Raw genomic sequence first — 22,079 nt, 5'->3', positions numbered from 1 at the left:
CGTTTAACGAAAACCGGCATGGCAGACCTTCCCCGATCCTTTCCGCGCCACCCCGTATTCCACGCGGGCGAACTCGACGCACAGCACCGCTTCGGCGTGGCGGACGAAGCCGAGCGGATGAGCGACGCCGTCACGACGCGCGTGAGCATCGGCGTGCGGCAGTTCGTCGAAACGCAGCCGTTCATGTTCGTCGGCACTGCATGCGGGGGACGCGCGCCCATGACCTGCGACATCGTGCAGAGCCTGCGCGACGCGAACGGCGACCTGCTGCCCGTCGTCCGCGTGATCGACACGAAGACGCTGCGGTTCATGTTGCCCGCACCCGGCGATGGCCGGATCGACGCGACAGCGTGCGACGGCAGCGGGGTCGGGTTGCTGTTCGTCGATTTCGTGCGCGGCATCCGCTACCGGATCAACGGCCGCGCGACGCTGCGCGCAGATTTGCCCGAAGCGGAAGCGGCGCCCTGGCCGACCGGCAGCGCGATCGTCGAGCTGGCGGTCGCGCAGGCTTACGGCAACTGCGGCACGAGGGTCGTGCGGCTGAAACCGGCCGGGTAGCCGGTATTCGGCAGCCGGTGGCGACGGCAGCGGATATGCGCGGTCGCAGCGCGGATCGCACCGGCGGCGTGCGCGGCACGCCGCCTCCGGGTGCGCCCGTATCGCGCGAGCCGGCCGGGTAGCGTGAAATGACGAGTTGTGCGCCGGGCCGCGCGGTTCGGCACGGGACTTGCGTGACAGGTACGGTTCCGGGCAGGCGAGGGAGAACACGATGGATCAACACGTGGCGAGTATCGAAGAACCGACGGCCGAAGACACGCGTCGCAACGCGCAAGGCGACGACGCGCTGGCCGGACAGGCGGTCGTCAGCGTCGCGCACGACGCGGACGAGCAGGCGCGCAACCTGATCGGCTGGCGGCAGACCTACGACCAGCTCGCGGCCGGCCGCTTCGTCGGCACGCTGACCGAGCTGCCGCTCGACACGATGAAGCTGTTTCGCGAATCGACCAGCCATCTGCTGCGCCAGGCATGCGAGGTGCGCGGCGATGCGTACTGGTTCGGCATCCCGCTCGTGTGCGACGGCACGGCACGCGTCGATGCATGCCGGATCGGGCCCGGCGCGCTCGCGTTCCGGCCCGGCAACGTCGAATTCGAACTGCTGACGCCCGCGCAGTTCTCGATCTACGGCGTCGTCGTGCGCGGCGACGTGCTGCGCCGCTATGCGGAGGAGGTCGAACGCTGCGCACTCGACGAGCGGCTGTTCACGCAGCGCGTGATGCAGGTCGGCGATGCGCGGCTCGCGCGCCTGTGCGCACTGCTCGGCCGCCGGTTGGACGGTGCGGTGGCCGTGGCTGGCCCGCTGCCCGATACGCAGCGCGACGACCTGCAGGCCGAGGTGCTGGCCGCGCTGTTCGATGCGTGTGCGCAACCGGCCGACGACGGCGCCGGCCGCGCGCCGTCGACGCGCCGCTGGATCGTCGAGCAGGCGCGCGACTACGTGCTTGCGCACCGCACGCGCCCGGTCGGCGTGCCCGAGCTGTGCGAACAGCTGCACGTGAGCCGGCGCACGCTGCAGTACTGCTTCCAGGACGTGCTCGGGATGGCGCCCGCGACCTATCTGCGCACGCTGCGGCTGAACGGCGCGCGGCGCGACCTGTGCGGCCGCGCGGCCGGCTCGGTGCAGGACGTCGCGGAGGCGTGGGGCTTCTGGCATCTCAGCCAGTTCGCGACCGATTACCGAAGGCTGTTCGGCAAGCGGCCGTCGGAGACGCTGCGCGATCGCGCGGCGATGGTCGCGGCGCGGTGACGACGGCGTTCCGGCTGGCTGCCGCGTGCTGTTCCGTTATCCGGTGGTCGCTGCCGCTTCACGCGGCGTAGGCCACGGAAGCCGGTCCCAGTCGATCGCGCGATACGCGGCCTCGACCGCCGCGAGATCGGCCGGCCGCTCGCTGCGATGCAGCCCGCGCAATTCGGCCGGCACGTCGAGTTCGACCGGCACGCAATGCGGATAGTCGCGCACGCGCAGCGCCGGCCCGATCGTCGTGAAACATGCGAGCGTCGGCACGTCGAAGCCGTCGGCGAGATGCAGCGCGGCCGTGTCCGGCGCGAACAGCAGGCTTGCACCCTTGATCCATGCGATGAAGCGCGCGGTGTCGGTCGCGTCGCTGCTCACGTCGGTGTAGGCCGGATGCGCGACGGGGCCGAACCCGGCCACCGGCAGCCCGTAGCGTTGCGCGAGCCGTTCCACGAACGCCGCGCGCAGCGCGGGCGGCACGCTGCGCACCGCGGTGCTCGCGTTCGGACAGAACAGCACGTACGGCCGCTTCCATGCGGCCGGCAGCGCGGGCAGCGGCAGCCGCGCGAGCCAGCGGTTGCGCTTCGCGGCGGCCGGCACGGCGGCCGGGTCGGCGCCGAGCGCGTCGAGGAAGAAATCGATCATCGGCAGCCGCGCGAACGCGGGCCAGTACAGGTGATTGCCGACGTCGATGCACGGCGCGTCCGCCGGCAGCGCGTCGACGGGGCACGGCAGCGTGCGCGATGGAGCGACGACGTCGGCCGCGAGCGCATACAGCGCGTCGACATAGCGCGGCGTGCGGGCCGGCCGGTACAGCGTGAAACGCAGGCCCGCGTGCGCCGCGCGCAGTGCGGCGAGCGCGGTCAGCCCGATCACCGAATCGCCGAGCGTGACGCCCATCCCGTTGATCACGTGCACATGCCGTGCGCCGTCGTAGTCGAGCCGGAACGGCCGGTGCGCGGCGTGCAGCAGGCCGAGCGCGGCCGCGGCCGGCACGTGGCCGACTGCGCGGGCATCGCCGTACTCGACGTCGTAAGGCGCGACGAGCGTGCCGTCCGGCGCGAGCAGCGTGCCGGGGAGCACGAGCGCGTCGTCGTGCGACAGCGCGGTGACGGGCGGCGCGGTGTGCGTGTCCACCGTCATCCGCCGCGCGCGCGGCGGCCCTGCTCGCGGATCTGCTCGAGCGTCGCGGCCGGCGTGCTGGCGTCCTGCGGGATGCGGATCTCGATCAGCGCAGGCAGCCCGCAGGTCAGCGCGCGCTCGAGCGCGGGCGCGAAATCGGCGGTGCGCTCGACCGTCTCGCCATGCGCCCCGAACGCGCGCGCATACGCGGCGAAATCGGGATTCGTGAGCCCCGTGCCGTGCACGCGGCCCGGGTAGTTGCGCTCCTGATGCATGCGGATCGTGCCGAAATGCCCGTTGTTGACGACGATCGCGACGATGTTCAGCCCGTACTGCATCGCGGTGGCAAGCTCGTTGCCGGCCATCATGAAGCAGCCGTCGCCCGCGAGCGCGACGACGGCCCGCGACGGGTACAGCGACTTCGCGGCGAGCGCGGCCGGGATGCCGTAGCCCATCGCGCCGCTCGTCGGCGCGAGCTGCGAGCGGAAGTGCCGGTACGCGAAGTGGCGATGCAGCCAGATCGCATAGTTGCCGGCGCCGTTGGTCAGGATCGCGTCGTGCGGCAGGCGCTCGCGCAACTGCACCATCACGTCGCCGAGCTGGACGTCGCCGGGCATCGGCAGCGGCGCATGCCATTCGCGGTACGCACGATGCGCGTCGGCGGCCGTGCCGGCCCACGCAGGCCGCTCGGGCGGTTCGAGCGCGGCGAGCGGCGCGGCGATCTCGGGCATTCCCGACACGATCGGCAGGTCGGCCGCATACACGCGGCCGAGCTCGTCCGCGCCCTGGTGCACGTGGATCAGCGTCTGGCGCGTCTTCGGGATGTCGAGCAGCGTGTAGCCGCCGGTCGTCGCTTCGCCGAGGCGCGGCCCGATCACGAGCAGCAGGTCGGCGTCGCGAATGCGCTTCGCGAGCGCCGGATTGATCCCGAGCCCGACGTCGCCCGCGTAGTTCGGGTGCGCGTTGTCGATCGTGTCCTGGTAGCGGAACGCGCACGCGACCGGCAGTTGCCAGCGCTCGACGAAGCTGCGCAGGTTCGCGCACGCGTCGGGCGTCCAGCCGCTGCCGCCGATGATCGCGAGCGGCCGTTCCGCGCGCGCGAGCCGCTCGCGCAGCTCGTCGATCTGCGCGGCCGACGGCGCGGCGGCGACGCGTTTCGCGGCCGGCACGACCGGCTGCGGCGCGCACGCTTCGGACAGCACGTCTTCCGGCAGCGCGAGCACGACCGGGCCGGGCCGGCCCGACATCGCGACGTGGAACGCATGGCTCAGGTATTCGGGGATGCGGCGCGGGTCGTCGATCTGCGCGACCCATTTCGCCATCTGGCCGAACATCCGGCGGTAGTCGATTTCCTGGAAGGCTTCGCGGTCGAGGTGCTCGCGTGCGCACTGGCCGACGAACAGGATCATCGGCGTCGAATCCTGGAACGCGGTGTGCACGCCGATCGACGCATGCGTCGCGCCGGGCCCGCGCGTGACGAACGCGATGCCGGGGCGGCCGGTCAGCTTGCCGACCGCCTCGGCCATGTTCGCAGCGGCCGCCTCGTGGCGGCAGACGACCGTCTGGATGCGCGCGGTGTCGTCCGCCAGCGCATCGAGTACGGCGAGGAAACTCTCGCCCGGCACGCAGAACACGCGTTCGACGTGATTGGCGAGCAACGCATCGACGAGCAGTCGCGCACCGGTGGTGGCGCGCGGCTCGAGATCCTTGGAATGCGACATGGGCTGCCGTCTCCCTGGGTAGCGGGACGTACAGCTTACGCCTGTCGGCGGGGCGGTGAAAAGTGTCGGAACACGGAGTGACTCGGACGGCGCATCGCCCGCGTTCGCCGGTTGCGGTTGGCCGAACGGCCAGCTTGTGCGCGATCGCTTGACAGGGAGAATTGAGGGCTACGGATGTCGAGGCGAATACGGGTCTCGAGCATCGATGTCGTACGTCCCAAGTAATAATAAAATGGGATGCCATTCAATAGTAAAATTTCTGGAATGACTAACGGAATCGAGAATCCAGCATGGCAACCGAAACGATCGATCAAAAGACGCTCGTCCAGCTCGTCGAGGCCGGCGCCGTTCGCGCCGCGCGTGTGATCGGCTGCGGCAACGGCTGGGCCGTTTCGGCCCGTTGCGGCGCAAGCGAGCGGCTCCTGTCGGCCAAACGCGGCGACGTGCGCGTGTTCCGTCGTTTTGAAACGCTGGTCGGGTTTCTGCGCGATATCGGTATCAGCCGGTTCGATGTGGACGCGTCGGATTTCGACCCGGATGCAGCCGGCCGGGCGACCCGGCCCGATCGTGCGGCCGCGCTGAAAGCGGCCCATGAAGCGGCTGTCCACGACCGCTGGTTTCGCGAGCAGGTGCAGCAGGCGCTGGACGATCCGCGCCCGTCGATTCCCGATGCCGAGGTCAGCGCAGAGTTTGCGTCGCGCCGTGCCGCGCTGCGTCAACGGATCGCGGGCAAGCGGGGTAATGCTGTTTGACCCTCGCGCTGCATTGGCATCCGAAGGCGTGCGAGGACCGCGCCGCGATCATGGACTACGTCGCCCAGCACGACCCGCTGGCCGCGCTCGAGCTGGACGAGCGGCTGGAGGAGCGGGCCGCGGCGTTGCCCGCGCGCGCCGAACTGTATCGGCAAGGGCGCGTGGCGGGCACGCGCGAGCTGGTGGTCGCACCGAACTACGTGCTCGTATATCGCATCCGCCCGGCCGACAACATCGTGGAGATTCTCCGCGTATTGCATGCGCGGCGACAGTGGCCGTGATGCATGGCCCCGGGCTCGGTGCTCGATGCAATTCACCAAGTGTCGGAACGGGGCTGAATCAAGCCCTCGAGCACCGGAGGAACATCATGACGGGAGGGGAAAGATGGACGTGCAAATGTTCTGCTTACGGATCGAGGCACGACCCCATTGAGCACACCTCTGCCGAGCGGATCATCATGTACACACATGGATTTACAAGAGATCGGAAATGACCTAAAGTACATCCGACGTACATCCGGATGGGAGATCGACATGCATACCACCAGGGTATTTCGGAACGGCAACTCGCAGGCCGTACGGATTCCAGCGGACCTTGCCTATGAGCGCAGCGATATCGAACTGGAAATCGAGCGAGTGGGTGACGAAATCCGTATTCGGCCTACGCGGCGGCCTCTGACCCGAGTGCTCGAGAAGTTCGCGAAATTCGGGCCGGATTTCATGTCCGAAGGACGCGGCGATCAGGAGCAGGCTGAGCGCGAGGGTCTGTGATGCCGCGCTATATGCTCGACACCAACATGTGCATCTATCTGATGAAGAATCAGCCGGAGCAGGTCGCAAGACGATTCGCGCAATGCTACACAGGGGACGTCGTGATGTCGGCGATCACGTATGCCGAACTCGAGTACGGCGTCGCCGTGTGTGCGAGTCCTGCACGGGAGCGCCGCAATCTTGCCGCGCTGATCGACGATATTCCCGTTGCGCCGTTCGACGTCGCGGCTGCGCAAGCGTACGGTCCTGTCCGTGAAGTAACCCGCGAGCGGAAGAAGGATCATCTCGACAAACTGATCGCGGCTCATGCCGTGTCGCTCGATGTCGTCCTCGTGACCAACAACGAGCGGGATTTTGCGAGCTATCCGGGGTTGCGGATGGAAAACTGGCTCACCAATTAGCACGTTGGCTAGGCTCGACGGTAATGCGGGATGTCGATTCGCCCCGCGTTACCGTCGGGTCCTGCCTCAGCACTCGACGATATTCACCGCCAGCCCGCCGCGCGACGTTTCCTTGTACTTCGTCTTCATGTCGGCGCCCGTCTCGCGCATCGTCTTGATCACCGAGTCGAGCGACACGTAGTGCGAGCCGTCGCCGCGCAGCGCCATGCGCGCCGCGTTGACGGCCTTCACCGACGCCATCGCGTTGCGCTCGATGCACGGGATCTGCACCATCCCGCCGACCGGGTCGCAGGTGAGGCCGAGGTTGTGCTCCATGCCGATCTCGGCCGCGTTCTCGACCTGCTGCGGCGTGCCGCCGAGCACGGCCGCGAGCGCGCCGGCCGCCATCGAGCAGGCGACGCCCACTTCGCCCTGGCAGCCGACTTCCGCGCCCGAGATCGACGCGTTGAGCTTGTAAAGAATGCCGATCGCGGCGGCCGTCAGCAGGAAGTCGATCACGCCCTGCTCGTTCGCGCCGGGCGTGAAGCGCGTGTAGTAGTGCAGCACGGCCGGGATGATGCCGGCCGCGCCGTTGGTCGGCGCGGTGACGACACGGCCGCCGGCCGCGTTTTCCTCGTTGACCGCGATCGCGTACAGGTTGATCCAGTCGATCATCGACAGCGGGTCTTGCAGCGCGCGCTCCGGGCTTCCCGTCAGCGTGCGGTACAGCTGCGGCGCGCGGCGCTTGACCTGGAACGGGCCGGGCAGGTTGCCGTCGGCATCGGGGTTGCCGATCCCGCAGCCGCGCGACACGCACGACTGCATCACGGCCCAGATCTTCAGCAGCCCGTCGCGCGTTTCTTCCTCGGTGTGCCACGCTCGCTCGTTTTCCCACATCAGCTGCGCGATCGACTTGCCGGTCGATTCGGTCAGCGCGAGCAGCTCCGCGCCGGTGCGGAACGGGTGCGTCATCTGCTCGGCCGCGCTCAGCACCTTCGTGTTCGGCGCACCGGCCGTCACGACGAAGCCGCCGCCGACCGACAGGTACGTGCGCTCGACCAGCACCGCGCCGTTCGCGTCGGACGCGCGCAGCTTCATCCCGTTCGGATGCTCGGGCAGCGCCTGGCGGTAGAACGCGATGTTCTCCTTCAGCACGAACGGCACCGGATGCGTGCCGAGCAGCGCAAGTTTCTTCGACTTGCGGACCTCTTCCAGCCGCGCGTCGATCGTGTCGGGATCGACGGTGTCGGGCGCGTCGCCGAGCAGGCCGAGCATCACGCCGCGGTCGGTGCCGTGGCCCTTGCCGGTGGCGCCGAGCGAGCCGTACAGCTCGACCTTCACGTGGGCCGTCGCATCGAGCTGCCCGTCGCGCTCGAGGCCCTGGACGAACATCAGCGCCGCGCGCATCGGTCCGACCGTATGCGAACTGGACGGACCGATGCCGATCTTGAAGAGGTCAAACACGCTGACTGCCATTTCGATACCTGCCTTGCTTATAAGAGTAGTGCTAGCGCGCCTGCAATGGCAGGCACGCGGCGAGCCATGCGGGCGGCGTCGGGGAAAGCTGCTGCGCGACGCGGGCATAGCGCCCGTCCAGCCGCGCGGCCAGATGAAAGAGTTCGGTGGCGTTTTTCGGGTCCCACTGCCCCGTGTAGCCCGGCAGGCCGGCCTCGCGGCGCTTCGCGTCGAACGGCACCGGCGAATTCACGAATTCCTCGTGGGTCTTCTCGCCGAGCGCGTACGGCACGAGCCAGTCGAGTGCGGCCTCGAGCGTCGCGCCGTTCGCGCCGCGCTCGCGCAGCCAGTTGCGGTTGAAGCGGCGCGCGGCGAGCGCGGCCGTCACCAGCGGCTGCAGGTCGTACACCGCGTAGTGCAGCGCATCGCGCTCCTCGAAGTCCCACGTCTTGCCGTCCGGGCCGATGTTGTCGGCGAGATGCTCGACGAACAGCCGCTGCGCGGCGTTCATCATCCTGCGGTCGCCGAGCGTGAACGCGGACAGCGCGATCAGCTTGATCCGGTGGCTCTGCCAGTTGTTGCGCCAGGTGCCGGTGAGCGGGCGCTTCTGCGCGTCGATCTGCGCGACATAGCCGGCGCCGAGCTTCGCGATGAACGCGGCCGTCGCGTTGCGGGTCTTCACCGGCAGCGCGCTCGCGGTCATGTCGTACGCGATGATCAGGCTTTCGAAGCGCGTCTCGTCGATCGGGTTGAAGCTCGGCTGGTAGGTCGCGACCCACGCGGACAGGAAGCGGTCGACGAGTTGCAGGTAGCGCGGCGCGTTCGTCACGCGCCATGCGAGCGCCGCGTCGCGCATCAGGTCCATGTCCTTCAGCGCGGCGGCGCTCTGGTCGTAGATGCCCTCGTGCGGCAGCGTGCCCTCGGTGTGCACGCGCGGCATCGCCTTCGGCTGCTCGCCGACGCGCGCGTCGACGCTGCGGATCAGCGCCTGCACGCCCGGCTCGGCCTGGGTCGTCTCGCTCGCCTGCAGTGCCGGCGCCGCGCAGAAATTCATCGCCGCGCGCGCGCTGCCGGCCGCGCCGAGGCCGGCAGCGGCGAACGACAGCGACGCGACGAGCATCGGCACGAACCGGCGCGCGCGCGGCCGGCTCTGCATTGCACCATGGCCCGGAAACATCGGACGCACCATGCGGAACTCCTTCGTTGGCTGGATCGCGTGTGATGTTAGCCGGATTGGCGGACGAACGCGCACCGGTTCGAGCGGCGAACGCAAAAACCGCACGCAACACGGAGTTGCGTGCGGTGCGATCACCATCGGACGGCTCGGGGCCTGGCGCGCGTTATGCGTACTCCGACATCGGCACGCACGAGCAGAACAGGTTGCGGTCGCCGTACGCGTTGTCCGCGCGGCCGACCGGCGGCCAGTACTTGTTCGTGCCGAGCGACGCGACCGGGTACGCAGCCTGCTCGCGCGAGTACGCGTGCGGCCATTCGTTCGCGGTGACGACGGCCGCCGTGTGCGGTGCGTGACGCAGCGGGTTGTCCTCGCGGTCGGCGCGGCCTTCCTCGACCGCGCGGATTTCCTCGCGGATCGCGATCATCGCGGCGATGAAGCGGTCGAGTTCTTCCTGCGATTCCGATTCGGTCGGCTCGACCATCAGCGTGCCCGGCACCGGGAAGCTCATCGTCGGCGCGTGGAAGCCGTAGTCCATCAGGCGCTTCGCGACGTCGTCGACGCTGATGCCGCTCGAATCCTTGATCGGACGCAGGTCGAGAATGCATTCGTGCGCGACCAGCCCGCCCGGGCCCGAGTACAGCACCGGGTAGTGCGGCGCGAGGCGCTTCGCGATGTAGTTCGCATTGAGGATCGCGGTTTCCGTCGCGGCGGTCAGGTTCTTCGCGCCCATCATCGCGATGTACATCCACGAGATCGGCAGGATCGACGCCGAGCCGTACGGGGCGGCCGACACCGCGCCGATGCCGTGTTCGTCGCGCGCGTAGCCGGTCGAACGCTGGTTCGGCAGGAACTTCGCGAGGTGCGCGCCGACCGCGACCGGGCCGACGCCCGGGCCGCCGCCGCCGTGCGGGATGCAGAAGGTCTTGTGCAGGTTCAGGTGCGACACGTCGCCGCCGAACTGGCCCGGCGCGGTCAGGCCGACCATCGCGTTCATGTTCGCGCCGTCGACGTACACCTGGCCGCCGTGCGCATGGACGATCTCGCAGATCTCGCGGACGTTCTGCTCGAACACGCCGTGCGTCGACGGATACGTGATCATGATCGCCGCGAGGTCCTTCGAGTGCTGCTCGGCCTTCGCCTGCAGGTCGGCGATGTCGACGTTGCCCTGCGCGTCGCAGGCGACGACCACGACCTTCATGCCGGCCATGTGCGCGGACGCCGGGTTCGTGCCGTGCGCGGACGCCGGGATCAGGCACACGTCGCGGTGGGCTTCGCCGCGCGATGCGTGGTAGGCGTGGATGATCAGCAGGCCCGCGTACTCGCCCTGCGAGCCCGCGTTCGGCTGCAGCGACACGGCCGCGTAGCCGGTGGCCGCGACGAGCATCTGCTCGAGCTGATCGATCATCTCGCGGTAGCCGACGGTCTGGTCGGCCGGCGCGAACGGGTGGATGCCGCCGAACTCGGGCCACGTGACGGGCAGCATTTCCGACGTCGCGTTCAGCTTCATCGTGCACGAGCCGAGCGGGATCATCGAGCGGTCGAGCGCGAGATCCTTGTCCGACAGGCTGCGCAGGTAGCGCAGCATTTCGGTTTCGGAATGGTGGCGGTTGAACACGTGGTGCGTCAGGTACGCGCTCGTGCGCTCGAGGCCGGCCGGCAGCGCGGCGACGCCGGCGAGGCCCGCGTCCAGCGCGTCGACGGCCGGCGCGGTGCCGCCCGCGGCCTGCGCGAACACGGCGAGGAGATCGGCGAGATCGTCGCGCGTCGTCGTTTCGTCGACCGACACGCCGACTTGCGTGTCGCTCACGCGGCGCAGGTTGATGCGCTTTGCCTTCGCGAATTCGTGAACCTGCGCGGTGCGCGCGCCGGTGTCGATCGTCAGCGTGTCGAAGAACGTGTCGTTGACGGTCGCGAAGCCGAGCTGCTTCACGCCGGCGGCGAACAGCGCCGCGATGCGGTTCACGCGCAGCGCGATCGTCTTCAGCCCGTGCGGGCCGTGGTAGACCGCGTACATGCTGGCCATGATCGCGAGCAGCGCCTGCGCGGTACACACGTTCGACGTCGCCTTTTCGCGGCGGATGTGCTGTTCGCGCGTCTGCAGCGCGAGGCGCAGCGCGGGCTTGCCCTGCGCGTCGACCGTCACGCCGACGAGGCGGCCCGGCATCTGGCGCTTGAATTCGTCGCGCACCGCGAGATACGCGGCGTGCGGGCCGCCGAAGCCCATCGGCACGCCGAAGCGCTGCGTGTTGCCGATCGCGACGTCCGCGCCCCATTCGCCGGGCGGCGTCAGTACCGTGAGCGCGAGCAGGTCGGCCGCGACGACCACGTGGCCGCCGGCCGCGTGGATCGCTTCCGTGAGTGCGCGGTAGTCGCGCACGTCGCCGTTCACGCCCGGGTATTGCAGCAGCACGCCGAACGCGTTCGCCTGCGCGGCGTCGGCGGCCGGGCCCGTCTTGACCTCGATGCCGATCGGCAGCGCGCGCGTGCGGATCACTTCGAGCGTCTGCGGCAGCACGTCGTCGGCGACGTAGAACACGTTCGACTTCGGCTTGCCGGTACGCTGCAGCAGCGTCATCGCTTCGGCCGCGGCGGTGGCCTCGTCGAGCAGCGACGCGTTCGAGATCGCGAGGCCCGTGAGGTCGGTCACCATCTGCTGGAAGTTCAGGAGCGCCTCGAGGCGGCCCTGGGAAATTTCGGGCTGGTACGGCGTGTAGGCCGTGTACCACGCCGGGTTTTCGAGCACGTTGCGCAGGATCACCGCCGGCGTGTGCGTGTCGTGGTAACCCTGGCCGATATACGAGCGGAACACCTGGTTCTTGTCCGCGAGAGCCCGCAGCGCGGCGAGGGCTTCGGCCTCGCTCTTCGGCTGCGCGAACGGGCCGAGCGGCAGCGTTTCGGCGCGGCGGATCGAGGCCGGGATCACGGCGTCCATCAGGGCGGCGCGCGACGCAAAGCCGAGCGTGTCGAGCATGGCCTGCTGGCTGGCGGCGTCGGGGCCGATGTGGCGTTCGGCGAACGCGTCGTGCGTTTCGAGCGCGGCGAGCGAGAGGGGCGTGCGGTTCATCAGGCGGTCCGGGTGTTCGAGCTTCATGGCGTGACTCTGGTCCCGCGCGGGACGGGCGGCTGGCCGGCCCCGCGCGGTTCGGGTAAGGAAATTAGTCGATCAGCTTGGTGTAGGCGGCAGCGTCGATCAGCTTGTCGGTCGATGCGTCGGCCGCGAGCTTGATCTTGAAGAGCCACACGCCGTACGCGTCGCTGTTCACTTCTTCCGGTGCGTCGGCGGCTTTCGTATTGACGGCGACGACCTCGCCGGACGCCGGCGAGTAGATGTCGGAGGCAGCCTTCACCGATTCGACGACGCCGACGGCGTCGCCTTCCTTCACCTGCTTGCCGACTGCCGGCAGTTCGAGGAAGACGATGTCGCCGAGCGTGCTCTGCGCGTGATCGGTGATGCCGACCGTCAGCGTGCCGTCTGCCTCGGTGCGGATCCACTCGTGTTCTTCGGTGTATTTAAGATCGGCCGGGACGTTGCTCATCGGATGCTCCTGGATAAAAGGGTGTGATTCGTTCTGCTGGCGCGCCGCCGGGGCGCGCCGGGGTGTGGTTGCGCCGGGCGCCATCTCCCGGCTTCCCGGGAGGAGGCCCCCCGGCCGTTACGCAGCGAGGACCTTGCCGTTGCGCACGAACGGCAGTTTTACCACGCGCGCGGGAAGATTCTTGTCGCGAATTTGCACCTGGATCGTGTCGCCGACCTGGACGGCCGCAGGCACGCGCGCGAACGCGATCGATTCCTGCATCGACGGCGAGAACGTGCCGCTCGTGATCTCGCCTTCGCCGTGCGGCGTGACGACCTTCTGGTGCGCGCGCAGCACGCCGCCCGCCTTGCCGTTTTCCTTCTGCAGGATCAGGCCGACGAACGCGGCGCGCGTGCCGTCTCGCTCGAGCGCGGCGCGGCCGACGAAGTCGCGCGGTGCGGTGAGGTCGACCGTCCACGCGAGGCCCGCGTCGAGCGGCGACACGGTGTCGTCCATGTCCTGGCCGTACAGGTTCATGCCGGCCTCGAGGCGCAGCGTGTCGCGCGCGCCGAGCCCGCACGGGCGCACGCCGTTTTGCTGCAGTGCGTTCCACAGCGCTTCGACATGCACGGCCGGGACGATCACCTCGAAGCCGTCTTCACCGGTATAGCCGGTGCGCGCGACGGTGAGATCGCCGAACGGCGTGCCGGCGACCTGCGCGGCGTTGAACGGCTTCAGCTCGCTCGTCGCGGCGCGCGCGGCGGGCACGGTCGTCCAGACCTTTTCGCGGGCGTTCGGGCCCTGTACGGCGACGATCGCGAAATCGCGGCGCGGCGCGATCGTGACGCCGTAGCCGCCTTGCTCGTTGAGCTGGTTGAACCACGCGATGTCTTTCTCGGCGGTGCCGGCGTTGACGACGACGCGGAAGAATTCTTCGGTGAAGTAGTAGACGATCAGGTCGTCGACGACGCCGCCCTGCGGATTGAGCAGGCACGAGTAGAGTGCCTTGCCGGGCGTCTTGAGCTTGCCGACGTTGTTCGCGATCGCGTGCTCGAAGAACGCGCGCACGCGGCTGCCGGTGAAATCGACGACGCACATGTGCGACACGTCGAACATGCCGGCGTCGGTGCGCACGGCTTCGTGTTCTTCGATCTGCGAGCCGTAGTTGACGGGCATGTCCCAGCCGCCGAAGTCGACCATGCGGGCATTGAGCGCGCGGTGCGCGGCGTTGAGCGGGGTGTGATTCAGTGCAGTCATCGAGGCCTCAGGCAAGGCGCTTGCGCGCGGATCAGAACGGCCATGTGCCGACCGCCGCGGCCGACGGGCTGCGAGCGATCAGGTACATGCCCCTCTGTCCTCGATACCTGAGAGATTGCGCCGCGGGCAAAGCCCGGCGAGCGCGCGCCCCTTCGGTGGGCAGCTTGCCCGCGCAGCATGTGCGCAGCGGGCTACTGCCGCTCTCCAGAGTGCGGGGAGTGTGGCCCGCGCAATGCGCGGACGGGATTCCCCGACGCGGTCGGTCCTTTTGCCTGAGAGTTTGCGGGTGTGCCCCTTCGGCGGCGCGACCGGCATTTCAGCAACGCGGTCACACGCTCTCCCGACGCGTGCGGGCGACTGTACGCGAGCGGTTGGACCTTGTCAATTTGAGCAAAAGAATGTCGCTTCGCGACAAGCGGCGGCAGCCCGTGCCGCCGCTTTTTTGCACTCCGGCGGGCGCCGGCGCGTTACTCGCCGATCGCGCGCGCGGCCGTGTCGAGTTCCTGGTTCAGCACGCGCTGCTCGTCGCCGGACAGGCCGCCGCTGTGCTGCGCGGCCATGTCGTTCGCTTCCTGGCGGATCACGTCGAGACGGTGGTGAAGCTGCGCGCCGTACGGCGGCGGGTAGTAGCCGCCGTTCACGCGCGCATCGATGCGGCGATGCAGGTTGTCGATCCGGCCCTGGATCTGTTGCGTCCGCTCGTTCGCGACGACCTGCGGATTCGGCCGAGGCGGGGGCGCCGGACGAACCGGCTGCTGCGGCTGCACGATACAGGCCGCGAGCGAGGAAACCAGCACGCAGCACGCTGCTGCGCGAATCAACCGTTGCATCAACATTCTCCTGACGGATTGGTGTCGGATCGACTTTTTTGAGAAACGCGTCAGACAGGTCTACCGCTGACTTTCGTTCCCCCGGCATTTGTAACCGAATGTTCCGGCTGATCCAGGCGCACGCGTGCCGGCCGGCGGCAACCGGCCGGCGCGCGGTGTCAGACCGTGCGGCGCACGAACGGCAGCCGGCGGCCGTCGTGCTCGCTCTGCGCGGCGAGCTCGATGATCGTCATCACGTCGACGGCGTCCTGCGCGGTGACGGGGAACGGCGCGCCGTCGCGGATCGACGCGGCGAGCGCGCGGTAGAACTCCGCGTACTGGCCGTCGAGCGTCGGCACCGGGCGCTCGACTTCGACTTCGCCGTCGAGCACGCGCAACAGGCCGGGCGGGTTGCCGCCGCCGAACTCGACGTCGTCCGCGGTGAGGCCGGCCTTGAGCTGGTCTTCCTGCGTGTCGAGCCCGAACTTCTGGTAGCTGCCGCGCGTGCCGTGCAGCGTGAAGCGCGCGGGCTCGATCGCCGCCAGCGCGCTCGCATGCAGCGCGACGTCCTTGTCCGGATAGCCGAGCTGCAGGTGCACGAAATCGGGCGCCGTGCCGTTGTCGCGGCGCGTCTTGACGGTCGCGCTCACCGTTTCCGGCACGCCGAACAGCGCGAGTGCCTGGTCGATCAGGTGCGGGCCGAGGTCGAGCAGCAGGCCGCCGCCGCGTGCGGGCTCCTCGCGCCAGCGCGTGCGCGGCGTCGGCCGGAAGCGGTCGAAGTGCGACGCGAAGTAGGTGAGCCGGCCGAGCTCGCCCGATTCGACGACGCGGCGCACGGTGAGGAAATCGCCGTCCCAGCGGCGATTGTGGAACGGCGCGAACAGCCGGCTGCGCGCGTTCGCGAGCCGTGCGAGCGCGAGCGCCTCGTCGGCGGTGAGCGTGACCGGCTTGTCGACGACCACGTGACGGCCGGCTTCGAGCACCTGGCGCGCGAGCGCGAAATGCGTGTCGTTCGGCGTGGCGATCACCACGCACTCGATGTCGTCGAGGCCGAGCAGCGCGTCGAGGTCGGGGACGACGCGCGCGCCCGGATACGCGGCCTGCGCGCGATCGGGCTGGCCCGTCGCGATCGCGGCGACTTCAGTGCGGCCGCTCGTGGCGATCACGGGCGCGTGGAACGTCGCGCCGGCGAAACCGAAACCCATCAAACCAATCCTGAGCAATGACGACATGGCAATTCCTGGCTGCGAAGGAAGTTAAAGGATGGCGCGCCGGGGCGGCGCGAGGACGATCGGCTATTTTGGCATGGCGCCGCCGCTTGTACTGGCGCGTTGGGCGAAATGCGCGGGGAGACGCGGCGCATGCGCAAAGGAAGCCGGCATTTGCGCGAGACCGCGCACCGTGCGCGCGTGGCCGCCGCCCGGCTTCGCGGTAAACGGCGCGTCGCGCGGGCGCTGTGCCACATCACGCGGCCGCCCGCTGCCGCACGGCGGCAGCGACCTGGGCGGCCCACGCGGCGCATGCCGCTTCGCCGGGGTGGAAGCCGTCCGCGGCCATCAGGTGGCGCTCGAGCGGCAGCGCGACCCGCAGGAACGTGCAATGCGGCTGCGCGGCGACCCAGCCGGCGAGTGCCGCGTTGAGCCGCTTCGCGCGCAGCCCGAGATACCACGCGAGCGGCTGCGGCAGCGCCGGAAAGCGTTCCATCGGCGGCACCGCCGACAGGATCACGTGCCCGACCCGGAAGCGCGCGGCGAGCAGCCGGACTAGTTCGGCCTGCGCCGCCTGCCAGCGCGCCGGCGGCACACCGCCCGTCACGTCGTTGACGCCGAGCGACGTCACGGCAACGTCGAACGGCTCGGCCGGCTCGGCGGCGAGCCAGTCGACGAGATCCCGGGTGGTCAGGCCCGTGCGCGCGAGCAGTTTCCAGCTCACGCGGTGCGTGGCCGCCAGCGCGCTCGCCAGTTGCCCGGACAGCGCGTCGCGCTGCGTCGTGACGCCGACGCCCGCGGCGGCCGAATCGCCTACCACCAGCACGCGCAGCGACGGGCCGTCGCCGGCCACGCCGTCGCGCGGGCCGGCCGCCTCGGGCAGCCGCGGCGTGACGCGCCGCACGTAGCGCCCCTGCGCGAACAGCAGCGGGCCGAGGGCGGCGGTGGCGAGCGGGTATCCCATGGTGTCGATCCGGTGGCGTTTCGGGCGGTTCATACGGGCTCGGCGCGGGGCGGCGTCGGCGTGTGCGTATTGTGGCCGATCGGTGCGCGAACGGGGCCGGATTGGCCGGACGGACAGGGAGCGGCCGGGCGATCGGCTCGCACGGCCCCGTCCGGCGGCGCTCCCGAAATACGCGCCGCCGACGTGTTAACATGCGCGTCCTGCCCGCGTGTCCGCCTGCTTCGCCAGCCTGCCGCGCACGGCATCCTCCCGGCGTTCCGCCGTCAACCGCAACACCATCCGTCATCATGTCCGCAGGCCTCAATCCCGCCCAGAACGAAGCGGTGCGCTACCTCGACGGTCCCTGTCTCGTGCTCGCCGGCGCGGGCAGCGGCAAGACCCGCGTGATCACGCAGAAGATCGCGCACCTGATCGAAGCGAAAGGTTTCGAGCCGCGCCACATCGCCGCCGTCACGTTCACGAACAAGGCGGCCGCCGAAATGCGCGAGCGCGTGTCGAAGCTGCTCGAGGGCAAGACGCTCACCACGCCCGGCAAGGAAGGCCGCAAGGTGCCCGTCAACCAGCTCACCGTCTGCACGTTCCACTCGCTCGGCGTGCAGATCCTGCGCCAGGAGGCCGAGCACGTCGGCCTGAAGCCGCAGTTCTCGATCATGGATTCGGACGACTGCTTCGGGATGATCCAGGAGCAGCTCGGCACCACCGACAAGGGGCTGATCCGCAAGATCCAGAGCATCATCTCGCTGTGGAAGAACGGCCTGATCATGCCCGACGAGGCGATGGCGATCGCGGCCAACGAGGACGAGCACCAGGCCGCGCTGGTCTACCGCAACTACGTCGCGACGCTGCATGCGTACCAGGCGGTCGACTTCGACGACCTGATCCGCCTGCCCGCCGAGCTGTTCGCGAAGAACGAGCAGGTGCGCGACCGCTGGCAGAACAAGCTGCGCTACCTGCTGATCGACGAGTACCAGGACACCAACGCGTGCCAGTACGAGCTGCTGAAGCAGCTCGCCGGCCCGCGCGCCGCGTTCACGGCGGTCGGCGACGACGACCAGGCGATCTACGGCTGGCGCGGCGCGACGCTCGAGAACCTCGCGCAGCTCGGCAAGGATTTCCCGAAGCTGCACGTGATCAAGCTCGAGCAGAACTACCGGTCGACGGTGCGGATCCTGACCGCCGCGAACAACGTGATCGCGAACAACCCGAAGCTGTTCGAGAAGAAGCTGTGGTCCGAGCACGGGATGGGCGATTCGATCACCGTCACGCCGTGCAACGACGAGGAGCACGAGGCCGAATCGGTCGTGTTCCGGCTGTCCGCGCACAAGTTCGAACGGCGCGCGCAGTTCCGCGACTATGCGATCCTGTATCGCGGCAACTTCCAGGCGCGCATCTTCGAGCAGGTGCTGCGGCGCGAGCGGATCCCGTACGTGCTGTCCGGCGGCCAGTCGTTCTTCGACAAGGCCGAGATCAAGGACCTGTGCGCATACCTGCGGCTGATCGCGAACGCCGACGACGATCCCGCGTTCATCCGGGCGGTCACGACGCCGCGCCGCGGGATCGGCAACACGACGCTCGAGGCGCTCGGCTCGTTCGCGGGGCAGGCGAAGGTGTCGCTGTTCGAGGCCGTGTACATGGGCGGCATCGAGGCGAGGCTGTCCGCGCGCCAGGTCGAGCCGCTCAGGATGTTCTGCGACTTCATCCAGCGCCTGACCGAGCGCGCGGACAAGGAGCCCGCGACCGTCGTGCTCGACGACATGATGGAGGCGATCCACTACGAGGCGTACCTGTACGACGCGTTCGACGAGCGGCAGGCGCAGTCGAAGTGGCAGAACGTGCTCGAATTCCTCGAATGGCTGAAGCGCAAGGGCACGAAGCCCGAGACGGAGGCCGTCGATGGCGAGGCGGAGGGCTTCCACAACGCGGACGGGCTCGCCGATACGGGCAAGAACCTGCTCGGCCTGATCCAGACCGTCGCGCTGATGTCGATGCTCGAGGGCAAGGACGAGGATCCGGACGCCGTGCGGCTGTCGACCGTCCATGCGTCGAAGGGGCTCGAGTATCCGCACGTGTTCCTGGTCGGCGTCGAGGAGGGCATCATGCCGCACCGCGGCGGCAGCGAGGACGACGGCCCGATCGACAGCGAGCGGATCGAGGAAGAGCGCCGGCTGATGTACGTCGCGATCACGCGCGCGCAGCGCAGCCTGCACCTGAACTGGTGCAAGAAGCGCAAGCGGGCGCGCGAGACGGTCGTGTGCGAGCCGTCTCGCTTCATCCCCGAGATGGGCCTCGACGAAGCGCCGCCGCCTACGCCGGAAGAAGCGCCGATGTCGCCGAAGGATCGGCTCGCGAGCCTGAAGGCGCTGCTGCAGAAGTGATGCGGCGGCGCCGTCGGGCGCACGGGAGATCCGGCGGCCGGCGATCCGGCGGCCCGGCAAAACAAAACCCCCGCGATGCGTGTGCGCCGCGGGGGTTTTTTACGGGTGGGCCGGTGCTACTTCGACGCGTTGACCATGTAGTCGACGGCCGCCTTCACGTCGGCGTCCGATGCGTTCGCCCCGCCCTTCGGCGGCATCGCGCCCTTGCCGTGCAGCGCGTAGTTGTAGACCGTATCCATCGAGTCCTTCAGGCGCGGCGCCCAATCTTCCTTGCTGCCGAACTTCGGCGCGCCGAGCACGCCCGCCGCGTGGCACGCCTGGCAGGTCGACGTGTACAGCGCCTTGCCGGCGGTTGCCGCATCGGCGCTGGCCGGTGCGGCCGCGGGCTGTTCGCCGGCCTTCGGGATCGCGGCGATCGCGGCCTGCGCCGCGGCGATCTGCGCGCTCGCGGCGTCGGCCGCGCCCGACGCGCCTGCCGCGCCGCTGGCGGGCTGCGCCGCGTTGGCGGCCGGCGCGGCCGGTTCGGGGAAGTTCGCGCCGTCGTTGTTCGCCATGTAGACGATCGCGCGGGCGATTTCATAGTCGCTGACGTCGTCGGGGCTGGTGCCGCCGCGCGGCGGCATCGCGCCCTTGCCGGCGAGGGCCGTCTTCAGCAGCGTGTCGAAGCCTTGCGAGATGCGCGGCGCCCAGTCGTCCTTGTTGCCGAACTTCGGCGCACCGGCGGCGCCCGTGCCGTGGCAGGTCACGCAGACGGCCTTGTAGACGGCCTCGCCGGTCTTGTACGTGCGGGGCGCGTTGGCGTCCTTCACGTCGACCTGCGCGAGCGGCTTGATACGTGCGGCGACCTGCTCGTCGGACAGCGCGTCCGTGCCGGCGCCGGAACGGAACACATGGTTCGCATAGGTGGCGAACAGGACGATCAGGACGATCGGGATCGCGAACGACGCGATGATGACGGCAACCAACTGCCCGGGGGTTTTGACGGGAGATTCGTGGGGTGCTTCGCTCATGCTTGCCTCGTCTCCATGAATAGGAATTGTGAGCGCGGTGCAACGGCAAAATGGCAGTCCAATGAAGCACGGACGATTATAGACGGAACGTTTACATCACGGCGAGCGGCGCGATGGCGCGTGTTTACCCGCACGCAGCGCGGCCCAGCGGCGATTCGGCGGGCAAGGTGGACGCGTCATGGGAAACCGGGTATCCTTGCCGTCTTGCCAATTGTGGACGGCCTGTATATCGGGGTCGTTTCACTGTCAAATGCGCCCGTAGCTCAATGGATAGAGTACTGCCCTCCGAAGGCAGGGGTTGCTGGTTCGATCCCAGCCGGGCGCGCCAAGTCTAGTCAGGCTCTCAGCGGTTTCCTTCCTTCGTCGGACAGTCTCATTGCAGCTGAATTGCAGCTAGCATCGGCACCGGCTCGGCCGTCAGCGGCGTGACCCACTGTGCCGGGTGATCCGCCGAAAGGTACGCGTAGCGCTGCGCCATCTCCAACGTTCCCCATCCGCCCAGCTCCTTCAACACCTGCAACGGCGTGCCGCGCTGCACATGCCAGCTCGCCCAGGTGTGGCGCAGATCGTGCCAGCGGAAGTCGCGAATGCCGGCACGCTCGAGCGCCTTGCGCCAGGCGGCCGTCCCCGTCTGGTAGAGCGGCCGGCCCTGGTACACGAACACGCTGTCGGTGAACTCCGGCGCGCGCTTCTTCGCGAGTTGGCGTCGCAGCACGACAATTTCCGTAACGTGCTCATGGACGCACCGAACGGGAAGAAGGACGGCACCCAGCTCATTCCCGTGCCGGAGGTCGCGGCGAAGGACGAGTTCTTCAACATCAAGAACGTGACGCGCGACGATCTGTTCGCCGCGCATCGCGTGCCGCCGCAACTGCTTGGTATCGTGCCGGGCAATTCGGGCGGGTTCGGCACGCCGGACACGGCCGCGCGCGTGTTCGGCCGGAACGGAATCAAACCGCTGCAGGCGCGCTTCGTTATGCAGTTTTATGCGCCTTGGTTATGCAGTCTCGGTGTGTAGTCTTGGCGTTGCAAGCGTTCGTGCTTGCGCGAGATTTCACCAGGAGAAATTACGCGACAACAACACGGTTGCGACCTTGATGCTTCGCGCGGTACAGGCGTTCGTCCGCCTTGCGCAGGATCGCGTCGATCGTCTCTCCGTCCCGGCCGAATTCGGAGGCGCCAACGCTCACGGTGACCTCAATCGGCTTGCCGATGCCGGCCTCAAATGGTGCGCCCGCGATCGCTGCACGGATGCGTTCACCGATCGACTGTGCGGTATCCAGCGCGGCTTGCGGCAGCAGCACCATGAATTCTTCTCCGCCCACCCGCGCAACGCCGTCGTACGGCCGGATCGCGTCGAGGCATTTGTTGACGAAGCGCTGCAACACCTGGTCGCCTGCCTGATGCCCGTAGCTGTCGTTGATTGCCTTGAAGTGGTCAAGATCGAGCGAAAGCAATGAGAACGGTGCGCCGTTGCGTTTCGCCAGAGCAATTTCCGCTTCCACGCGCTCGATGAATTGCCGCCGGTTGGCCGCGCCCGTGAGCGGGTCCGTTGCAGCCAGATGCTCGAGCTTCTCGTTGGTCCGCTGCAGCGCCTGCAGGGCCTGCTCCGTCCTCGCCATGGCTTCTCTCAACCGGGCAAACAGCTCTTCCTGGCTGTAGATCTTCGAAAATGAACGCGTCGTGTGAAAGGCCTGCACCACACCGAAACTGAGCAGGAAGAAGCCGGCAGCAAAAATCGCATGCGCGAGCCACCACATGTGATTCCACGG

General features: G+C 68.7%; 19 protein-coding genes, 1 tRNA gene, 2 pseudogenes and 2 riboswitches. Of the genes and pseudogenes, 9 read left to right on the top strand and 13 right to left on the bottom strand.

Annotated elements, in window-relative coordinates:
- The first annotated feature begins 18 nt into the window (after positions 1-18).
- Both BT264_RS35765 and BT264_RS35760 read left to right on the top strand, forming a co-directional pair.
- Positions 19-558, top strand: coding sequence for a hypothetical protein (locus BT264_RS35765; RefSeq protein WP_072445300.1), 540 nt, complete (start codon positions 19-21; stop codon positions 556-558).
- A 211-nt stretch (positions 559-769) separates the two neighbouring features.
- Positions 770-1,804, top strand: a complete 1,035-nt coding sequence (locus BT264_RS35760; RefSeq protein WP_072445301.1) for a helix-turn-helix domain-containing protein — start codon at positions 770-772, stop codon at positions 1,802-1,804.
- Positions 1,805-1,840: 36 nt separating this feature from the next.
- Here BT264_RS35760 and BT264_RS35755 read toward each other — a convergent pair whose 3' ends face one another.
- Entirely contained in the window at positions 1,841-2,935 is a 1,095-nt protein-coding gene (locus tag BT264_RS35755) for a glycosyltransferase family 9 protein (RefSeq protein WP_072445302.1), read from the bottom strand.
- Entirely contained in the window at positions 2,932-4,635 is a 1,704-nt protein-coding gene (locus tag BT264_RS35750; RefSeq protein ID WP_072445303.1) for a thiamine pyrophosphate-binding protein, read from the bottom strand. The genes BT264_RS35755 and BT264_RS35750 overlap by 4 nt, the downstream gene beginning before the upstream one ends.
- A 290-nt stretch (positions 4,636-4,925) precedes the next feature.
- On the opposite strand from BT264_RS35750, the gene BT264_RS35745 reads away from it, so the two are divergent.
- The 4 genes from BT264_RS35745 (at position 4,926) to BT264_RS35730 (ending at position 6,558) form a co-directional block, all read left to right on the top strand.
- Complete coding sequence (locus BT264_RS35745; protein WP_072445304.1) at positions 4,926-5,387, top strand: antitoxin PaaA2 family protein; 462 nt, start codon at positions 4,926-4,928, stop codon at positions 5,385-5,387.
- On the top strand, positions 5,384-5,668 hold the full coding sequence (locus tag BT264_RS35740; protein ID WP_072445305.1) for a type II toxin-antitoxin system RelE/ParE family toxin: 285 nt from the start codon (positions 5,384-5,386) through the stop codon (positions 5,666-5,668). The genes BT264_RS35745 and BT264_RS35740 overlap by 4 nt, the downstream gene beginning before the upstream one ends.
- A 252-nt stretch (positions 5,669-5,920) precedes the next feature.
- Positions 5,921-6,157, top strand: a complete 237-nt coding sequence (gene vapB, locus BT264_RS35735) for a type II toxin-antitoxin system VapB family antitoxin (protein WP_072445316.1) — start codon at positions 5,921-5,923, stop codon at positions 6,155-6,157.
- Positions 6,157-6,558 carry a type II toxin-antitoxin system VapC family toxin gene (locus BT264_RS35730; RefSeq protein ID WP_072445306.1) on the top strand — a complete coding sequence of 134 codons (402 nt, stop codon included), beginning with the start codon at positions 6,157-6,159 and terminating at the stop codon, positions 6,556-6,558. Before vapB ends, BT264_RS35730 begins: the two co-directional genes overlap by 1 nt.
- A 66-nt stretch (positions 6,559-6,624) precedes the next feature.
- On the opposite strand, the gene BT264_RS35725 is transcribed toward BT264_RS35730, so the two are convergent.
- From BT264_RS35725 to BT264_RS35690, 8 genes are all read right to left on the bottom strand, one after another.
- Positions 6,625-8,013 (bottom strand): L-serine ammonia-lyase, encoded by a 1,389-nt coding sequence (locus BT264_RS35725; protein ID WP_072445307.1) that lies wholly within the window; start codon positions 8,011-8,013, stop codon positions 6,625-6,627.
- A 31-nt stretch (positions 8,014-8,044) separates the two neighbouring features.
- On the bottom strand, positions 8,045-9,181 hold the full coding sequence (locus tag BT264_RS35720) for an alginate lyase family protein (RefSeq protein WP_072445308.1): 1,137 nt from the start codon (positions 9,179-9,181) through the stop codon (positions 8,045-8,047).
- 151 nt (positions 9,182-9,332) lie between these two features.
- Positions 9,333-12,260, bottom strand: coding sequence for an aminomethyl-transferring glycine dehydrogenase (gene gcvP, locus BT264_RS35715; RefSeq protein ID WP_072445309.1), 2,928 nt, complete (start codon positions 12,258-12,260; stop codon positions 9,333-9,335).
- A 64-nt stretch (positions 12,261-12,324) separates the two neighbouring features.
- Complete coding sequence (gene gcvH, locus BT264_RS35710; protein WP_072445310.1) at positions 12,325-12,705, bottom strand: glycine cleavage system protein GcvH; 381 nt, start codon at positions 12,703-12,705, stop codon at positions 12,325-12,327.
- Between the two features lie 117 nt (positions 12,706-12,822).
- Positions 12,823-13,941 (bottom strand): glycine cleavage system aminomethyltransferase GcvT, encoded by a 1,119-nt coding sequence (gcvT, locus tag BT264_RS35705; protein ID WP_072445311.1) that lies wholly within the window; start codon positions 13,939-13,941, stop codon positions 12,823-12,825.
- A gap of 84 nt (positions 13,942-14,025) precedes the next feature.
- Positions 14,026-14,159: riboswitch (glycine riboswitch) on the bottom strand.
- A gap of 31 nt (positions 14,160-14,190) precedes the next feature.
- Positions 14,191-14,294, bottom strand: a riboswitch (glycine riboswitch).
- A 114-nt stretch (positions 14,295-14,408) separates the two neighbouring features.
- Complete coding sequence (locus BT264_RS35700; protein ID WP_072445317.1) at positions 14,409-14,771, bottom strand: hypothetical protein; 363 nt, start codon at positions 14,769-14,771, stop codon at positions 14,409-14,411.
- A 158-nt stretch (positions 14,772-14,929) separates the two neighbouring features.
- Entirely contained in the window at positions 14,930-15,982 is a 1,053-nt protein-coding gene (locus BT264_RS35695) for an oxidoreductase (RefSeq protein WP_072445312.1), read from the bottom strand.
- A 232-nt stretch (positions 15,983-16,214) separates the two neighbouring features.
- Positions 16,215-16,922 carry an SGNH/GDSL hydrolase family protein gene (locus BT264_RS35690; protein WP_072445313.1) on the bottom strand — a complete coding sequence of 236 codons (708 nt, stop codon included), beginning with the start codon at positions 16,920-16,922 and terminating at the stop codon, positions 16,215-16,217.
- A gap of 287 nt (positions 16,923-17,209) precedes the next feature.
- Between BT264_RS35690 and BT264_RS35685 the strand changes: the two genes are divergently transcribed.
- Positions 17,210-19,297 (top strand): UvrD-helicase domain-containing protein, encoded by a 2,088-nt coding sequence (locus BT264_RS35685; protein ID WP_072445314.1) that lies wholly within the window; start codon positions 17,210-17,212, stop codon positions 19,295-19,297.
- A gap of 116 nt (positions 19,298-19,413) precedes the next feature.
- Here the strand turns inward: BT264_RS35685 and BT264_RS35680 are convergent, their stop codons facing one another.
- Complete coding sequence (locus BT264_RS35680) at positions 19,414-20,307, bottom strand: c-type cytochrome (protein WP_072445315.1); 894 nt, start codon at positions 20,305-20,307, stop codon at positions 19,414-19,416.
- Positions 20,308-20,559: 252 nt separating this feature from the next.
- Here BT264_RS35680 and BT264_RS35675 point away from each other — a divergent pair.
- Positions 20,560-20,635, top strand: a tRNA-Arg gene (locus BT264_RS35675).
- A gap of 45 nt (positions 20,636-20,680) precedes the next feature.
- Here BT264_RS35675 and BT264_RS35670 read toward each other — a convergent pair.
- A pseudogene (locus tag BT264_RS35670) lies at positions 20,681-21,034 on the bottom strand (tyrosine-type recombinase/integrase); the annotation flags it as partial.
- Here BT264_RS35670 and BT264_RS35665 point away from each other — a divergent pair.
- A pseudogene (locus BT264_RS35665) lies at positions 21,026-21,280 on the top strand (capsid portal protein); the annotation flags it as partial. The pseudogenes BT264_RS35670 and BT264_RS35665 sit on opposite strands and share 9 nt — an antisense overlap.
- Before the next feature lie 94 nt (positions 21,281-21,374).
- Here the strand turns inward: BT264_RS35665 and BT264_RS35660 are convergent.
- The coding region (locus tag BT264_RS35660; RefSeq protein WP_143156761.1) for a GGDEF domain-containing protein at positions 21,375-22,079 on the bottom strand (705 nt) is incomplete at its 5' end.

Origin of the sequence: Burkholderia sp. NFPP32 (genome assembly GCF_900119325.1) — a bacterium.
In the GTDB taxonomy this organism is placed as follows: domain Bacteria; phylum Pseudomonadota; class Gammaproteobacteria; order Burkholderiales; family Burkholderiaceae; genus Burkholderia; species Burkholderia pyrrocinia_C.
This window is presented reverse-complemented; position numbering and strand designations above follow the sequence as displayed.

Coding starts and splice junctions, on each gene's coding strand:
- BT264_RS35765 (WP_072445300.1), top strand. CDS start 19: ATGGCAGACCTTCCCCGATCCTTTCCGCGCCACCCCGTATTCCACGCG.
- BT264_RS35760 (WP_072445301.1), top strand. CDS start 770: ATGGATCAACACGTGGCGAGTATCGAAGAACCGACGGCCGAAGACACG.
- BT264_RS35755 (WP_072445302.1), bottom strand. CDS start 2,935: ATGACGGTGGACACGCACACCGCGCCGCCCGTCACCGCGCTGTCGCAC.
- BT264_RS35750 (WP_072445303.1), bottom strand. CDS start 4,635: ATGTCGCATTCCAAGGATCTCGAGCCGCGCGCCACCACCGGTGCGCGA.
- BT264_RS35745 (WP_072445304.1), top strand. CDS start 4,926: ATGGCAACCGAAACGATCGATCAAAAGACGCTCGTCCAGCTCGTCGAG.
- vapB (WP_072445316.1), top strand. CDS start 5,921: ATGCATACCACCAGGGTATTTCGGAACGGCAACTCGCAGGCCGTACGG.
- BT264_RS35730 (WP_072445306.1), top strand. CDS start 6,157: ATGCCGCGCTATATGCTCGACACCAACATGTGCATCTATCTGATGAAG.
- BT264_RS35725 (WP_072445307.1), bottom strand. CDS start 8,013: ATGGCAGTCAGCGTGTTTGACCTCTTCAAGATCGGCATCGGTCCGTCC.
- BT264_RS35720 (WP_072445308.1), bottom strand. CDS start 9,181: ATGGTGCGTCCGATGTTTCCGGGCCATGGTGCAATGCAGAGCCGGCCG.
- gcvP (WP_072445309.1), bottom strand. CDS start 12,260: ATGAAGCTCGAACACCCGGACCGCCTGATGAACCGCACGCCCCTCTCG.
- gcvH (WP_072445310.1), bottom strand. CDS start 12,705: ATGAGCAACGTCCCGGCCGATCTTAAATACACCGAAGAACACGAGTGG.
- gcvT (WP_072445311.1), bottom strand. CDS start 13,941: ATGACTGCACTGAATCACACCCCGCTCAACGCCGCGCACCGCGCGCTC.
- BT264_RS35700 (WP_072445317.1), bottom strand. CDS start 14,771: ATGCAACGGTTGATTCGCGCAGCAGCGTGCTGCGTGCTGGTTTCCTCG.
- BT264_RS35695 (WP_072445312.1), bottom strand. CDS start 15,982: ATGTCGTCATTGCTCAGGATTGGTTTGATGGGTTTCGGTTTCGCCGGC.
- BT264_RS35690 (WP_072445313.1), bottom strand. CDS start 16,922: ATGGGATACCCGCTCGCCACCGCCGCCCTCGGCCCGCTGCTGTTCGCG.
- BT264_RS35685 (WP_072445314.1), top strand. CDS start 17,210: ATGTCCGCAGGCCTCAATCCCGCCCAGAACGAAGCGGTGCGCTACCTC.
- BT264_RS35680 (WP_072445315.1), bottom strand. CDS start 20,307: ATGAGCGAAGCACCCCACGAATCTCCCGTCAAAACCCCCGGGCAGTTG.